Source organism: Paenibacillus sp. Y916 (assembly GCF_056786435.1).
In genome coordinates, this window is record NZ_JBXCJA010000001.1 from 42,903 (window position 1) to 57,616 (window position 14,714).

Annotated in this window: 14 protein-coding genes and 1 pseudogene; 14 read left to right on the forward strand and 1 reads right to left on the reverse strand. The window is 40.4% G+C overall.

The features are described from left to right. Nucleotides 1–132 precede the first annotated feature (132 nt). From cymR to AC1TO9_RS00320, 14 genes are all read left to right on the forward strand, one after another. The gene (gene cymR, locus AC1TO9_RS00255; RefSeq protein ID WP_482054544.1) at nucleotides 133–552 is read left to right on the forward strand and encodes a cysteine metabolism transcriptional regulator CymR; all 420 of its coding nucleotides are present in this window, start codon (nucleotides 133–135) and stop codon (nucleotides 550–552) included. Nucleotides 553–568: 16 nt separating this feature from the next. Next, complete coding sequence (locus AC1TO9_RS00260) at nucleotides 569–1,720, forward strand: cysteine desulfurase family protein (protein WP_482058091.1); 1,152 nt, start codon at nucleotides 569–571, stop codon at nucleotides 1,718–1,720. A 55-nt stretch (nucleotides 1,721–1,775) separates the two neighbouring features. Next, complete coding sequence (locus tag AC1TO9_RS00265) at nucleotides 1,776–2,297, forward strand: PRC-barrel domain-containing protein (RefSeq protein ID WP_482054546.1); 522 nt, start codon at nucleotides 1,776–1,778, stop codon at nucleotides 2,295–2,297. A 12-nt stretch (nucleotides 2,298–2,309) separates the two neighbouring features. Beyond that, nucleotides 2,310–2,519, forward strand: coding sequence for a hypothetical protein (locus AC1TO9_RS00270; RefSeq protein WP_482054547.1), 210 nt, complete (start codon nucleotides 2,310–2,312; stop codon nucleotides 2,517–2,519). 224 nt (nucleotides 2,520–2,743) lie between these two features. Next, a complete protein-coding gene (locus tag AC1TO9_RS00275; protein ID WP_482055217.1) occupies nucleotides 2,744–3,802 on the forward strand; it encodes an AI-2E family transporter in 1,059 nt (352 codons plus the stop codon). Nucleotides 3,803–4,191: 389 nt separating this feature from the next. Next, a complete protein-coding gene (gene alaS, locus AC1TO9_RS00280) occupies nucleotides 4,192–6,825 on the forward strand; it encodes an alanine--tRNA ligase (RefSeq protein WP_482058092.1) in 2,634 nt (877 codons plus the stop codon). Between the two features lie 164 nt (nucleotides 6,826–6,989). Further along, entirely contained in the window at nucleotides 6,990–7,250 is a 261-nt protein-coding gene (locus AC1TO9_RS00285; protein ID WP_438347063.1) for an IreB family regulatory phosphoprotein, read from the forward strand. Between the two features lie 9 nt (nucleotides 7,251–7,259). Beyond that, nucleotides 7,260–7,676, forward strand: coding sequence for a Holliday junction resolvase RuvX (gene ruvX, locus AC1TO9_RS00290; protein ID WP_482054549.1), 417 nt, complete (start codon nucleotides 7,260–7,262; stop codon nucleotides 7,674–7,676). An 11-nt stretch (nucleotides 7,677–7,687) separates the two neighbouring features. Further along, nucleotides 7,688–7,993: a DUF1292 domain-containing protein gene (locus AC1TO9_RS00295; RefSeq protein ID WP_438347061.1), complete on the forward strand. Its 306-nt coding sequence runs from the start codon at nucleotides 7,688–7,690 to the stop codon at nucleotides 7,991–7,993. A gap of 4 nt (nucleotides 7,994–7,997) precedes the next feature. Further along, nucleotides 7,998–8,309, forward strand: coding sequence for a DUF1292 domain-containing protein (locus tag AC1TO9_RS00300; RefSeq protein ID WP_482054550.1), 312 nt, complete (start codon nucleotides 7,998–8,000; stop codon nucleotides 8,307–8,309). A gap of 73 nt (nucleotides 8,310–8,382) precedes the next feature. Beyond that, complete coding sequence (mltG, locus tag AC1TO9_RS00305; RefSeq protein ID WP_482054551.1) at nucleotides 8,383–9,432, forward strand: endolytic transglycosylase MltG; 1,050 nt, start codon at nucleotides 8,383–8,385, stop codon at nucleotides 9,430–9,432. Nucleotides 9,433–9,446: 14 nt separating this feature from the next. Then, on the forward strand, nucleotides 9,447–10,379 hold the full coding sequence (locus AC1TO9_RS00310) for a peptidase U32 family protein (RefSeq protein WP_482054552.1): 933 nt from the start codon (nucleotides 9,447–9,449) through the stop codon (nucleotides 10,377–10,379). A 28-nt stretch (nucleotides 10,380–10,407) separates the two neighbouring features. Next, complete coding sequence (locus tag AC1TO9_RS00315) at nucleotides 10,408–11,736, forward strand: peptidase U32 family protein (protein ID WP_482058093.1); 1,329 nt, start codon at nucleotides 10,408–10,410, stop codon at nucleotides 11,734–11,736. A 163-nt stretch (nucleotides 11,737–11,899) separates the two neighbouring features. After that, entirely contained in the window at nucleotides 11,900–14,065 is a 2,166-nt protein-coding gene (locus tag AC1TO9_RS00320; RefSeq protein ID WP_482058094.1) for a methyl-accepting chemotaxis protein, read from the forward strand. 359 nt (nucleotides 14,066–14,424) lie between these two features. On the opposite strand, the pseudogene AC1TO9_RS00325 reads toward AC1TO9_RS00320, so the two are convergent. Then, nucleotides 14,425–14,687 (reverse strand): annotated as a pseudogene (locus AC1TO9_RS00325) (IS1634 family transposase); the annotation flags it as partial. Nucleotides 14,688–14,714 lie beyond the last annotated feature (27 nt).

A 14,714-nucleotide genomic window follows, 5' to 3' on the forward strand; every position in this document is an offset into this window, starting at 1 on the left:
GTTTGTTTTCCATATAGGAACTCAATATGTTAGTATATGCATAGGGTAATGATCGGAATAGATAGGAATGCATCGAAATAAACAATAAATAATCATACAATAATTTAAGAATAATAGAAAGAGGTGCCATACATGAAAATTTCAACAAAAGGACGTTATGGTTTAACCATTATGATGGAGCTTGCATTAAAGTTTGGAGAAGGGCCTACTTCACTGAAGAGTATTGCTGAGAAGAATCAATTATCGGAGCATTATTTGGAACAATTGATTGCACCGCTTCGTAATGCTGGATTAGTTAAAAGTATTCGCGGGGCGTACGGAGGATATATTTTATTCGGCGAACCAGCAACAATAACTGCAGGTGATGTTATTCGTGTACTTGAAGGTCCAATCTCACCCGTTGATTTCACAGAAGAGGATGATCCAGCGAAGAGAGATTTATGGCTTCGAATTCGAGATGGTATTGCTCAAGCGTTAGATTCTACAACGTTGGCAGATCTTATTTCCTTTGAAGAGAAGAGTACTGCTGACAATTATATGTTCTATATTTAATTAGGGTGGCCACATTATGAAATCAATTTACTTAGATCATGCGGCATCTACACCTATTCATCCAGATGTAGCACAGGTCATGATGAATATGATGACCGGACATTATGGTAATGCATCAAGTGTTCATTCATTCGGTAGAGATGCGAAGCGGACGTTGAACGGAGCAAGAGATCAGGTGAGCCGTCTGTTGGGATGCTCACCTGATGAACTCGTATTTACAAGTGGCGGTACAGAGAGTGATAATTTAGCCTTGTTTGGGGTATCTTCATTATTAAGCCATAAAGGCAGACATATCATTACTTCTTCCATCGAGCACCATGCGATTTTGCATTCATGCACTGAATTGGAGCGTCAGGGATTCAAGATTACATATCTTCCAGTTGATTCAACCGGACGGATTCAGATTCAGGATGTAGTGGACGCGATAACTGACGAGACGATACTCATTAGTATAATGTATGGGAACAATGAAGTAGGCACAATCCAGCCTATTGAAGAGATAGGCAAGCTTGCGCAAAGTCGGGGTATCCTCTTTCACGTAGATGCTGTGCAGGCGTTGGGGGTCCTTCCCATCTCATGTGCAGATTTACCTGTTGATCTTATGAGTTTTTCTGCGCACAAGATCAATGGGCCACAGGGTGTGGGGGCTCTTTATATTCGGCGAGGCATCCAGTTGAATGCTCAGCTACATGGGGGTCTCCAAGAGAAGAAACGACGTGCAGGTACAGAGAATATTGCGGGTGTTGTGGGATTCGCGAAAGCTATCGAGCTTGTGTCAGGTCACTTTGAAGAAGGAAAAGATGACTATTTACTTCTTAGAAGAACATTGCTCTTAGCGTTAGAACGGGTGGTAGGTAGTGATTCATTTATTGTGAATGGTCATTCTACGGAATCTCTGCCTCACATACTCAATATTAGTTTTCCTGAACTGGATTCAGAGACGTTACTTCTGGGTATGGATATGGAAGGAATTGCAGTAGCCAGTGGCTCGGCATGTACTTCAGGTTCAATAGAATTATCACATGTTCTCGAAGCCATGAATCTTTCTGAGCCTATTATGCGTTCAGCGATTCGTTTTAGCTTTGGTTTGGGTAACACTACTGAAGAGATGGAACAAACCGCTCAAATTATTGGAACCATTCTACGTCGTGTACGTAACAGAACATAGGCGATTTTCTGACGACGGACATGAAGGTATGATGGCCGGTGAGGAGGTTCTTGCCTTGAAGCTTCAAGAGATGATAGGACTTCCTGTGTTTGATATTCAGGAAGGTAAGAAGATAGGGAAGATTCATGACTTCATGATCGGTCATAATTGGACCATTCTTGGATTAGAACTTGAACGTAAAGCATTGTTCTCTAACATGTTAAAGACGATTGTTTGGGACGATATCATTGCATATGGTGAGGATGCCGTGATGATTCGTAATCAACAGGCGATTCGTAAGATGAAAGTTGACAATATACAGTTCACCTATTCTCTGGGCAAGAAAAGACTATACGATTTACCTGTCCTAACAGTAGATGGTTTCATGCTTGGACATATCTCGGATGTTTACTTTGATCAGAAAATGGGCAATACAATAATAGGTCTGGAAATAAGTGATGGTTTTGTCACGGATATCATTGAAGGCCGAAAGTGGCTACCTTGTACTTCCGATATGGTCATTGGGGAAAACTCTGTGCTAGTACCTCCAATGAATGAGGAGTGTTTGGATAACGCTATTCATTCTGTAAACGGATAGGTGATTAAATAAATGAAATGTCCAAATTGCAATTCGAAAGATATTGGAAAGATTGGATCTCACCAGTTCTATTGCTGGGGCTGTTTCATCGAATTGACGGTTAACGGAGAGAAGATGTCCGTTTATCAAGTAGAGGAAGATGGAACATTGAGTTCATTAGACGATTTGTTCTTCGGTGAGGAAATCGCTCAGGACTTTCCACATGTTCATGCTTCTTCTTAAAGTGAGAGTTCAAAAGGTGACTTATTGAACAACCTCTTAAGATTGAATGAAGGACGAGCTATCAACACCCCTGATTCATTGCCTATACATAGGCAATGAATCAGAGGTGTTTTTTTTGAAATATAAGCAAGTTGTTACTTTGAGGTAGATTATTCTTCTAGTTCTCGACATATACTATGATTAAAGCTAGTCCAGCCCGAAAGGAGGAGAATTACTTGGAATCGATGTCTCACAATAAGTGGTTTCGATTGTTGATTTGGGTGTTACTCGGTTTGATTATCGTGTATTTCATGTGGCTACTACGCCCGCTATTTATCTATGCATATCAATTTATCAAAGTAATTCTTGCTCCATTCGTGGTAGCGATGATCATCTCGTATGTTCTCAATCCGGTCGTATGTATGCTTCAGAATCGTAAAGTACCCCGATTAATCGCAGTTCTGTTAATCTATGCGGTATTCATATCTTGCCTAGTGGTCATTCTGATGAATATGATTCCGATGTTTATGGAGCAATTGGATGAATTGAATGAGCATTTACCAGAGATGACGATGCATGCCCAAAGCTTTGTGACCAATTTAGATTCTAATCTTCTACCTTCTGGTGTTAGAGCGGGTGTCATGGATTGGTTCTTTCAGTTGGAAGATCGATTGGCACATGGGATTTCCGATTTTATGAACAATATTGGAAGTACGATTAATGTGGTACTTAACATATTCATAATACCTTTTCTTATATTTTACATATTAAAGGATTTCGATGTGTTTGAAAGAATGGTCGTATCCTACTTACCACGATCAGGTAGAAAGACAATTGTCGTTGTGTTAAAAGAAATAGATACCGCCCTAGGTAGTTATGTCCGCGGGCAATTCATGGTCTGTCTTATTATTGGGGTCCTTGCTTACATCGGTTATATGATTATCGGTATGCCTTATGCCCTACTGCTTGCAAGTGTGGTCGCGGTATTCAATGTAGTTCCTTATCTTGGACCTTTTCTAGGAGCGGCACCGGCGGTTGTAATGGCATCTACGGTATCTATGAAAATGGTGTTATTAGTAATTGTCGTCAATACGTTGTGTCAAATGATGGAGAGTAATGTGATCTCCCCGCAGATTGTCGGAAGGAAGCTACATTTACATCCTGTACTTATTATATTTGCACTATTGGTAGGAGGGGAAATGGCTGGAATCTTCGGACTCATTATTGCAGTCCCTCTTTTAGCTGTTCTTAAAGTGATCATCCAGCATCTCTTCACGTATTATATTAAGCGAAGGACTGTGTGAATCCAGATTGACAGAACCTTGGGACCTCTATATACTTGACTGATAATATGCAATGAAATGGACAAATCGGTGATGAAATGAAGTACGCTGATGTACCTTGCCCAGAGAACAGACTCCTTTATGATGGATTATCATGAAGGCTGAGAGAGTCTGAATGTGTACCTGGCGGAAAGCTAATTTCGGAGTGTGAGACAAATTCACCGGGTGGACCCCGTTAGCAGCCGTAGCAAAGGAGATCGCTAGTATCGACAAGCAGTTAGTTATGAAACTGGATTGTACGAAGGCGATAACCAGGGTGGTACCGCGAGTTAATCGTCCCTGAATATTCAGGGGCGTTTTTGTGTTCAAAAGCTTGGATATAATAGACCTATATAATGGAGGCGTTTGATATGAAAGCAAGTGAGATTCGTTCCAAATGGCTAGAGTTTTTTGCGGAAAAGGGACATAAGATTGAGCCTAGCGCTCCACTAGTTCCTCATAATGATCCATCCCTTTTGTGGATTAATGCAGGAATGGCACCATTGAAGTCATACTTCGATGGACGTGAGAAGCCGGATAATCCGCGAATTGCTAATTCTCAAAAATGTATTCGGACGAATGACATCGAGAATGTCGGTAAGACACGTAGACACCATACCTTTTTTGAGATGCTGGGTAACTTCTCCATTGGGGACTACTTTAAAGAAGAAGTTATTACATGGGCATGGGAATTTCTAACGGATAAGAAATGGATCGGATTTGATCCAGAACGCTTGTCAGTAACTGTGTATCCTGAGGATGAGGAAGCTTATAAGCTATGGCATGAGAAGATTGGTCTTACAGAGAAACGGATTGTAAAGTTAGAGGAGAACTTCTGGGATATCGGCGAGGGGCCTTGTGGTCCTTGTACAGAAATCTTCTATGACCGAGGAGAAGCCTATGGAAACGATATGTCAGATCCTGAGATGTACCCGGGTGGAGAGAACGAACGTTATTTGGAAGTATGGAATCTAGTCTTCTCACAATTCAATCACAATAAAGATGGTAGCTATACGCCACTTCCGAATAAGAATATTGATACTGGTGCGGGGTTAGAGCGTTTTGCATCCATTCTTCAAGATGTAGATTCTAACTTTGACACGGATCTATTTCAGCCGATCATTCAACAGACTGCAGCTTTAGCAAAAGTGAAATACAACGACAGTGTGGAGCAGGATATCGCTCTTAAAGTTATCGCTGACCATGTTCGTACCGTTTCATTCGCTGTTGCTGACGGTGTGCTACCTTCGAATGAAGGTAGAGGTTATGTCATTCGTCGTCTGCTACGCCGTGCAGTTCGTTATGGAAAAGTGTTAGGTCTGGATACGCCATTTCTGTACACGTTAACGGAAACCATCGGGGATGTCATGGGCGTTTATTACCCTGAAGTGGTTGAGAAGCAGGAATTTATTGCTAAGGTTATCTTTACAGAAGAAGAGCGTTTCCATGAGACTTTATCTGATGGGCTATCTATTCTAGAGGGACTTAGTAATCAAGCGCTGAAAGAAGGGCGTACTGTTATTAGTGGTGCGGATGCATTCAAACTTTATGATACTTATGGATTTCCGTTCGATCTGACGGAAGATTATGCTTTAGAGCATGGATTAAGTGTGGATCGAGAGGGATTTGATGCTTCGATGCAAGAACAACGTACACGTGCACGTGCCGCTAGACATGATAGTGGCAGTATGCAAATTCAAGGTGGTATTCTTGGAGATCTAACGATTAAAAGTAACTTTGTTGGATATAATGACATCCAAACAGAGTCTGAAATAATGGCAATCATCGTTAATGGCGCCTTGGTAGAACGTGTATCAGCTGGGGAAGCATGTCAGGTGATACTTGATAGTACACCATTCTATGCGGAAAGTGGCGGTCAGATCAGTGATCAGGGAATTTTACGAGGAGCAAAGTGTACTGCCAAAGTTGAAGGAATGTTTAAAGCGCCATTAGGTCAACATGTTCATCGTGTGCTAGTTGAAGATGGAGAATTAAGAGTGGGTGAAACAATTAAGGCAGAGGTTAATCGTGAGCAACGTTCAGACATTGTGAAGAACCATACGGCAACCCATTTACTGCATAAAGCACTAAAAGAAGTGTTAGGATCTCATGTGAATCAAGCGGGTTCCTTAGTGGATACACAACGACTACGTTTTGACTTCTCTCATTTCGGTAGCATATCTCAAGAAGAGCTTATTGATATTGAGCGTCGTGTAAATGAACAGATCTGGAATGCCCTTGATGTGGATATTGAGTTCAAATCCATTGATGAGGCGAAGGCTTCAGGTGCTATGGCTCTTTTCGGTGAGAAATATGGTGATATTGTTAGAGTTGTGCAAGTTGGAGAATACAGTCTTGAACTGTGTGGAGGCTGCCATGTGAATAATACGTCACAAATCGGTATTTTCAAATTAGTAAGTGAAAGTGGGATTGGATCAGGCATAAGACGAATTGAAGCTGTTACAGGACGATTGGCGTATCAGTATATGGATGGACAACTTGACATTCTGAAGCAATCAGCCGAGTTGCTCAAAACTAATCTACATGATGTTCCTAAACGTATTGATGCTATGCACGCTCAACTTAAGGAATTAGGTCGTGAGAATGAATCTCTACAAAGTAAGCTGAACATGATAGAAGCAGGAGAACTTAGTGACCAAGTGGTATCTGTGAATGGGGTAGACCTTCTGGCTGTTCGTGTCAACGCAGGGAGCATGGATGTTCTAAGATCACTTGCTGACGAATTGAAGGGGAAACTTCCGAATGCCGTCTTAGTTCTTGGGGCAACGATGGATGAGAAAGTGAACTTTGTCGTATCAGTACCTCAAGATTTAGTGAAGTTAGGTCTTCATGCGGGTAAGTTGGTAAAAGAGGTTGCAGCTGTTTGCGGTGGCGGCGGTGGTGGTCGTCCTGATATGGCTCAAGCAGGGGGTAAGGATGCAGGGAAATTGGATGATGCTTTAAAATTAGCAAATGAGCTAGTGGGTCAAAGTGTTAAAAACTAAAGTTGGTGAAGCGAAAACTTTGACATTAAAAAAAATCACCTATTTTTCATCTATGGATTTCCTTACACTGTATTGAATATGTTATGATAGAGAAAGATACAAATATTCAAAAGGTTGTTCGCTAAAATATGCCTAGACATGTTTTTAAGAAGCGAGGTGTGTGAATGGATTCGATGGATATGACGGTCAAATTCAATGTGAATGGCGATGAGTTAGAGGCTTCCTCGAAGGAGATTCTTCTAACGGTATATGATGCGTTGGTAGAGAAAGAATATCATCCAATCAATCAGATTGTAGGATATCTTTTATCCGGAGACCCCGCGTATATACCACGCCATAACAATGCAAGGAGCCTGGTTAGAAAGAAAGAGCGTGATGAATTGATTGAAGAGTTGGTTCGGTTTTATTTAGCCAATCACCGTTAGGAGAACTTGATGAGAATTTTGGGATTGGATTATGGGGATCGCAGAATTGGAGTGGCAGTTAGCGATATGTTTGGTTGGACTGGTCAGGGGCTTGAGGTTATAGAACGTCGTCGTGAAGGTGCTGAATTTGAGCGAATCGTTGTTCTGGTCCGTGAGTATGAGATTGCTGAGATTGTTGTTGGTTTACCCAAGAATATGGATGGGACAGTAGGTTTCCGGGGTGATATCTGTATAGCTTTTGCAGATCAATTAAGGGAAATCACTAAATTGCCGGTTCATTTATGGGATGAGAGGTTAACTACAGTGTCGGCAGAACGGACGTTAGTTGAAGCCAATGTTAGTCGGAAGAAGCGTAAACAGGTCGTTGATAAGATGGCAGCCAGTTTGATTTTGCAAAACTATTTGGATTCTAAGAGTATAAGGTGAGGGTGATATAAATGGCTAATGACAATATTAATATCGTAGATGAACCGGAAATTATCTATATTCCTGACGATGAGGGAAATGAAGAAGAGTTCGAGGTCATCATGAAATTCGAAGTGGATGGTTCTGATGCAAAGTATATGATGGTTGTACCCATGGATTCCGAGGATGAAGATACGGATGAAGTTTATGCATTCCGCTATGAAGAAGACGAGGATGGGGACGATATCAAGTTATATATGATCGATAATGACGAGGAATGGGCAATCGTTGAAGAAACCTTTAATACGCTTGTTGCTGAACTCGACGGAGGAGAGTAATAAGATGAGTGAAATCTCTAATCATCAGGCTAATTGGAGTAATCGATTGAAGGAAACTTTCGGCCAAACGATTGAGTTGGAAGATGAAGACGGTACTACTTCCGTATTTGATCTAACAGCTGAATTTGTTGTTGGTGATCAAAGCTATGCTGTTCTGCTTAACGTTGATGAGGAACGCGATGAATATGACATTCTTAAAATTGTCACTTCTGCAGAAGGGGTATTAGAACTTGTTACCATTGATGACGATGAGGAATGGGAGAATATCGCTGAGTTGTACGATGAGATGACTTTCCCACAGGATATCGATATTTAAAACTTATTCCAATATGAAGTGCCGAGAGGGCGGATTAGTCCGCTCTTTTTGGCTGTGAAGGGACTGGGGTTTTTTGGGAGCTAGAACTAAAGTCATTGGAATTATTTTTATGCTACTAGTTTTAGCCGTAGGTGGAGCGGCGATATATGTTTGGAATGGCATGCAACCTGTTAAGAAATCTGATGAACTTGTAGAATTTACAATTGAGCGCGGGATGGGTACGATCCAAATTGCTGAATTGTTACAAGAGAAAGCATTGATTAAGAACGATTTAATATTTATGGCATATTTGAAATGGAAAGAGCAGGGAAGTCGATTTCAAGCAGGAAATTACGTGATCACCCCAGGAACCTCAAATGATGATTTAATAGCGATGTTCAACAATGGTGATGTGGTGAAAGAAGAGATGGTTCGATTCACAATTCCTGAAGGATATACCGTCGAACAGTTGGCGGATAAGCTTGATAAAGAGGGAATTATAGATGGAGAAGCATTGTTACAACTTGCTAACCAGTCATCAAGTGCTGACACAGCAATTATAGATATGATATCGACAAATTCAGAAATGAAGCATGCATTAGAAGGATATCTATTCCCAGAAACCTATGAATTGAAAAAAGGAATTACAGAAGCGGATATTATTAAGACAATGACAACTCAACTGCTGAAAAAGCTGAATACTATAAATAATTGGGAGCAAGATCTTAAGGAAAGAGGCTTGACGCTACATGAATTGCTAACCATTGCATCTCTAGTGGAACGTGAAGTTGTTGCGGATCATGAGCGCTCACTCGTTGCGGGTGTTATCTACAATCGATTGAATAAAGGACAGAAGTTGGAGATTGATGCGACTGTTCAATATGCGCTAGATGAACCTAAAGAACGTCTTTATTATAAAGATTTAGAGGTTAAAAGTCCCTATAATACGTATTTAATTGAAGGACTTCCACCAGGACCTATTTGCAGTCCAAGTCTTGCTTCTATTGAAGCCGCACTTTATCCGGAATCTTCTGAGTATTTCTTCTATGTGACCAAGAAAGATGGATCACAAGAACATTTATTTGCTACAACATATAAAGAACATTTAAGTAATATTGAAAAAAGTAAAAGTATGTCACAATAAAAGAGGTGCAAAATATGGTTAAAAAACCAGAACTTCTGGTAACTGCAGGATCGTTGGAAGATATCATTCCTTTGATCAATGCAGGAGCCGATGCTTTATTGATAGGAAATGATACTTTTGGGATGAGACTTGCAGGTAGTTTCTCAATAGAAGAAATTCAAGCGGCTGTAAAGCAGGCACATGCTTATCAAGTCAGAGTATATGTAAGTCTCCATAATCTAATAACAAATGATATCATAGCTTCCTTAACTGATTATGTTAAGGCATTAGGAGAAGCGGGTGTGGATGCCGTTGAATTTAATGATCCTGCTGTGTTGTTCGCTATTCAAGAGAACGCACCCCAGTTAAAACTTCATTGGAATGCAGAGATGACAACAACAAATTATGCGACAGCGAACTATTGGGGACGTAGAGGTGCAACTCGAGCAGTATTTGCTAGAGAGCTCAACATGGAAGAAATCACAGGAATGAAGGGTCATCTGGACATGGAATCGCAGGTTCAGGTGCACGGAATGACAAATATTTACCATTCTAAGCGGAGCTTAGTTGGAAGCTATATGTTGCATCAAGGTAGACCAACGGATGGCGGTAGCTTGGGTAAAGAACGTGGACTGTTTCTTTTAGAAGCAGATCGTCCGGGTGAGAAGTATCCTATTTATGAAGATGTGAATGGAACTCATATTATGAGTTCGGATGACATTTGTATACTGGAGGATTTACATTTGCTTATCGAAGCGGGTGTGAATACCTTTAAAATTGAAGGATTGCTAAAGCCCTTGGCTTATAACGAGGCGGTTGTGAGAACATTCAGACAAGTGATCGATGAGTATGTAGCCAATCCAGAAGGTTATCGATTCCAAGATCAATTTATGGACAATATTCGTAAGGTTCAAGATCCAGAGCGAGAGTTGACGTTTGGATTCTTTTATAAAGAACAAGTATATTGATTAAAGTTATATGTGAGGTGGTACACAAATGGAAGTAAAGAATCAACCGATGTACAAAGGTAAGCGAAATCGTCTAGCTAAACCAGAGCTTCTGGCACCAGCAGGTAATTTGGAGAAGTTGAAGTTTGCCATTCACTATGGAGCGGATGCAGTCTATATTGGTGGACAAAGCTATGGGTTACGATCGAATGCGGATAACTTTAGTTTTGAAGAAATGCGTGAAGGTGTGGAGTTTGCTCAGAAATATGGAGCTAAGGTGTTTGTTGCGACTAATATTTATGCACATAACGAAGATTTAGAAGGTATTGAACAGTATTTGCGTAAGCTCCATGAAGCGGGTATTGCAGCAATTATTACAGCTGATCCTGCTATTATTGAAATTGCACAGAGGATTGTACCTGAAATAGAAGTACATTTAAGTACACAGCAGTCAACACTGAATTGGCAAGCGGTGAAGTTTTGGAAGGAAGAGGGGCTGCCTCGGGTTGTATTAGGTCGTGAAGTCAGCCTGAAGGAGATCGCTGAAATTAAAGAGCATGTCGATATTGAAATTGAAGCTTTTATCCATGGTGCTATGTGTTCTTCTTATTCTGGACGTTGCGTGCTCTCAAATCATTTCACTGACCGAGACTCGAATCGTGGGGGCTGTTGTCAGTCATGTCGTTGGAGTTATGATTTATTCGAAGATGGACCCATGAATGAAGGGTGGGTATCCGAAGAGAATATCGAGGATCAAGCAAACTTAGAATCAAAGAAACCTAATGTAGCACAGCTTCCGCTGTTCCAACCGGAAGATAATTCCTTCACCATGGGATCTAAAGATCTATGTATGCTAGAGAGCATACCTGAACTTATCGAAGTGGGTATTGACAGCTTCAAAATTGAAGGACGCATGAAATCATTGCATTATGTAGCTACTGTAGTGAATGCTTATCGCATAGCTATCGATTCTTACATGGCAGATCCAGAAAATTATGTATTGAAGCCTGAATGGGTGGAGGAGATTAATAAAGCCGCAAACCGTCCATTGAATACTGGATTTTTCTATGATACTCCTGATCACGAAGATCACATCTACGAGCCGGAAGAAAAGGCTACTCCGTATGACTTTGCAGGCTTAGTGCTAGAATATAATGCCGAGAATGGAATGGCCATTATTCAACAGCGCAATCATTTCAAGCCTGGACAAGAGATAGAGTTCTTTGGACCTGGTGGAAGATTTTTTAAACAAGTGGTAGGTAAAATTTGGGATGAGAATGGTAACGAGTTAGATGCAGCGCGTCATCCATTACAACGTATTACATTAAAGGTTGATCAGCCAATTACTTATTATGATATGATGCGAATTAAAAGATAATAAATATTAAATGAACTGACGATGAAGCAATCGTCAGTTTTTTTAAATTCCTTTTTTAGAAGAGGATAATTGAACATATTGTCGAATTACTAGTATAATAGCAATCATAGCGCTTTCATTATATGGGATACGTTATGCATAATTTACTGGTAGGTGAAGAAACATGGGTAAGGATGAGAAGAAGAAACTATTTCGGAAATCGACAGGAAAAGCAGCAAAGATGGGGGAGGAGATAGAAGGAACTCGAAATAAGGATAATAATTCAAGTGAACTGAAGAGCAATAATAAAGTATGGAAACTATTAAGAAAATTCAATCCTTCAAGATCAGTCGGTGTTAAGTTATTTCTTATATTTTTCACAGCAATAGTTACGTTTGTTTTACTTGTAGGAATTATGTCTTACATAAAGGCCAAGAATACGATTGAGAATACCGCGGCGAATGCTAACAAACAGACGATTATTCAAACATCTGAGAAACTAGATATTATTCTAAAACAATATGAAGATATTTCAATGCAATTGTTTTTTGATACTGAAATGCAGCAATATATTGGAGGGCTAACGGAACCTGGAATTTCAGATTATGAGTTATTTGATACTGTTAGCAAGATTAACGGGAAATTGGGTAGTCAAGTTAATACAAACAATGCGATCAATGGCGTCTTTATTGTTCCGCACGATGAGGAAATCAAACCGATTACAAACGGAGCTATTTCCACGGATTTAGATACGGTACGTTCACAGGATTGGTTCAACTTAATAAAAGATCAGAACGGGACTATGTGGATACCAACAGAAGCAGGTGAAAAAGGAGAACCTAGCTTTAAATTTGTACGCTCGCTTAAAAGTTTGACAGGTAGGTCCCAAATATTTGTACTTGTGATGGAATTTAAACAGGATGTACTAGAAGAACAATTGAGAGGCGTTAATCTGGGTACTGGTAGTAAGTTAGAGATCGTTACTACCGATGGTCAGGTTGTTGCTTCAAGTGTGGCCGGAGAGGCAGGCAACAAGACTGAGTTTACGTTTATGGTCGATCAAGAAGAACCATCCGGTGACCTGAATGCTACAGATAAGAGTGGCAACAAAGTTCTTGCTGTGTACAATACACTTAAGACAGTGGACTGGAAAGTAATAGGGGCTATACCCACTTCAGAGCTAGTAAAAGATGCTAGAGGTATCCTTACCTTTACAATCTGGGCTGCAGTTGGGGTTGCTATCATCGCTATTCTGATAGGATTATTGTTGGTTCGCATGATTGCTCGTCCGCTTGTCAATCTGAGAAACCTATTGATGGAAGGGTCTAAGGGCAATCTTCAAGTTCGTTCCAAATATGTATCCAATGATGAAATTGGGGGACTTGCAGGAAGTTTTAATATTATGATGGAGCAAATCACTAACCTAGTGAATCAGACGAATACTACGGCGCAGGATGTTCTGGATACAGCTAGTGAACTATCAGATGCATCTAATAAGACGGCTTTATCCGCGCGTGAGATCGCTGTTGCAACGGAGGAAATTGCTAATGGTGCCAGTAGTCTTGCAACAGAAGCAGAGCGAGGTAATGAGCTAACAGAGCATATCTCGCAACAGATGCAAACGGTAATTGATGCAAACAATGAAATGGGGAAAGCTGCCCGTGATGTTGAAAATTCCAGTGAGTTAGGTACGAATCAACTAAATGACCTATTGGATCAGACACATCAGACGGAGAATATGGTTGGTTCCTTAATGAAGAAGGTAGATGGTCTTAAGGAAACTACATTATCTGTTAATAAGGTGCTTGAGGTGCTACAAAACGTAACGAAACAGACCAATATCCTATCATTGAACGCGACGATTGAGGCTGCTCGTGCTGGCGCAGCTGGAAAAGGATTTATGGTGGTTGCGGATGAGATACGACAATTGGCAGATCAATCAAGGAAGTCTATTGATATGGTAGGTCAGATTACGGATCGAATAATGGGTGAAATGAATGAAACAGTAGATGCGCTATCAGAAGCATATCCGCTATTTCAACACCAGATGACGGCTGTAAAGGAAACCAATGATATCTTTGTATCCGTACAAGGGCAAATGGGTGATTTCATTCAGCGATTAGATTCGGTAACACAGTCGATTGAAGGATTGAGCAAGACACAATCAGTCTTGTCAGATGCGATGTCGAATGTAAGTGCTGTTGCTGAAGAATCTTCTGCAACTTCTGAGGAAGTCGCTTCGCTCAGTAACGAACAACAAAGTATCGGTAATCAATTGGTACAGTTATCCGGTAAATTGGAGAATGTCTCAAGCGAACTGAAAGAGACTTTGTCACGATTTACAGTTTAACTTTAGGTTACTCAGAAAATATAGAAGGTCCCTCCATTTGGAGGGACTCTTTTTAAAATATAAGAAAGTATTCCTGTGGAGAAACAAATTTAAGGTTCGAAGAAAAATGAGTCTCTCTGTAAACTAGGTTTCGGTCGACCAAAACACGATACATAATAACGAAGGGACTCAATAATGGATCTGGAAAGAAAAATTAATGGATTGAGAGAATTACAGAGAAAACACTGGTAATCGGAACGGACATTGCAAAAGTTAATCATGTTGCACGTACCTTTAATTATCGAGGAATGGAGCTAGGTAAATACTGTCTGTTCACTACTGGTTTCCGTTATATCATTATTACAATGAACGAGGGATTCAGGTTGTTCAAAGTACTCAATGATATCAAACTCATCAAGAAGTCCTTGCATGGTATACTTTTTTTATAAATCATGATCCTACATACTCCTTTTCAGATAAGAAAGGAAAAGAAGTGTAATAAATTCTACAAATAGTTTGCCATCCAGACTTGCATCAGATGAAACGGATAAGCGACGTAGGTTCAAGCGCTCTTGAATGCATTCTCAACAAGATCCTTGTTACGATAAATTTCAAGTGCTTCAATTGGATCTTTGATTTCATTGATATACTTAGTCTGTATCTGCTTATT

What these genes read in the sequence shown, in the direction of transcription:
- AC1TO9_RS00295 (WP_438347061.1), top strand. Translation starts at nt 7,688, where the DNA reads ATGGCTAATGACAATATTAATATCGTAGATGAACCGGAAATTATCTAT.
- AC1TO9_RS00270 (WP_482054547.1), top strand. Translation starts at nt 2,310, where the DNA reads ATGAAATGTCCAAATTGCAATTCGAAAGATATTGGAAAGATTGGATCT.
- AC1TO9_RS00300 (WP_482054550.1), top strand. Translation starts at nt 7,998, where the DNA reads ATGAGTGAAATCTCTAATCATCAGGCTAATTGGAGTAATCGATTGAAG.
- AC1TO9_RS00320 (WP_482058094.1), top strand. Translation starts at nt 11,900, where the DNA reads ATGGGTAAGGATGAGAAGAAGAAACTATTTCGGAAATCGACAGGAAAA.
- AC1TO9_RS00260 (WP_482058091.1), top strand. Translation starts at nt 569, where the DNA reads ATGAAATCAATTTACTTAGATCATGCGGCATCTACACCTATTCATCCA.
- AC1TO9_RS00310 (WP_482054552.1), top strand. Translation starts at nt 9,447, where the DNA reads ATGGTTAAAAAACCAGAACTTCTGGTAACTGCAGGATCGTTGGAAGAT.
- ruvX (WP_482054549.1), top strand. Translation starts at nt 7,260, where the DNA reads ATGAGAATTTTGGGATTGGATTATGGGGATCGCAGAATTGGAGTGGCA.
- AC1TO9_RS00275 (WP_482055217.1), top strand. Translation starts at nt 2,744, where the DNA reads ATGTCTCACAATAAGTGGTTTCGATTGTTGATTTGGGTGTTACTCGGT.
- cymR (WP_482054544.1), top strand. Translation starts at nt 133, where the DNA reads ATGAAAATTTCAACAAAAGGACGTTATGGTTTAACCATTATGATGGAG.
- AC1TO9_RS00315 (WP_482058093.1), top strand. Translation starts at nt 10,408, where the DNA reads ATGGAAGTAAAGAATCAACCGATGTACAAAGGTAAGCGAAATCGTCTA.
- alaS (WP_482058092.1), top strand. Translation starts at nt 4,192, where the DNA reads ATGAAAGCAAGTGAGATTCGTTCCAAATGGCTAGAGTTTTTTGCGGAA.
- AC1TO9_RS00285 (WP_438347063.1), top strand. Translation starts at nt 6,990, where the DNA reads ATGGATTCGATGGATATGACGGTCAAATTCAATGTGAATGGCGATGAG.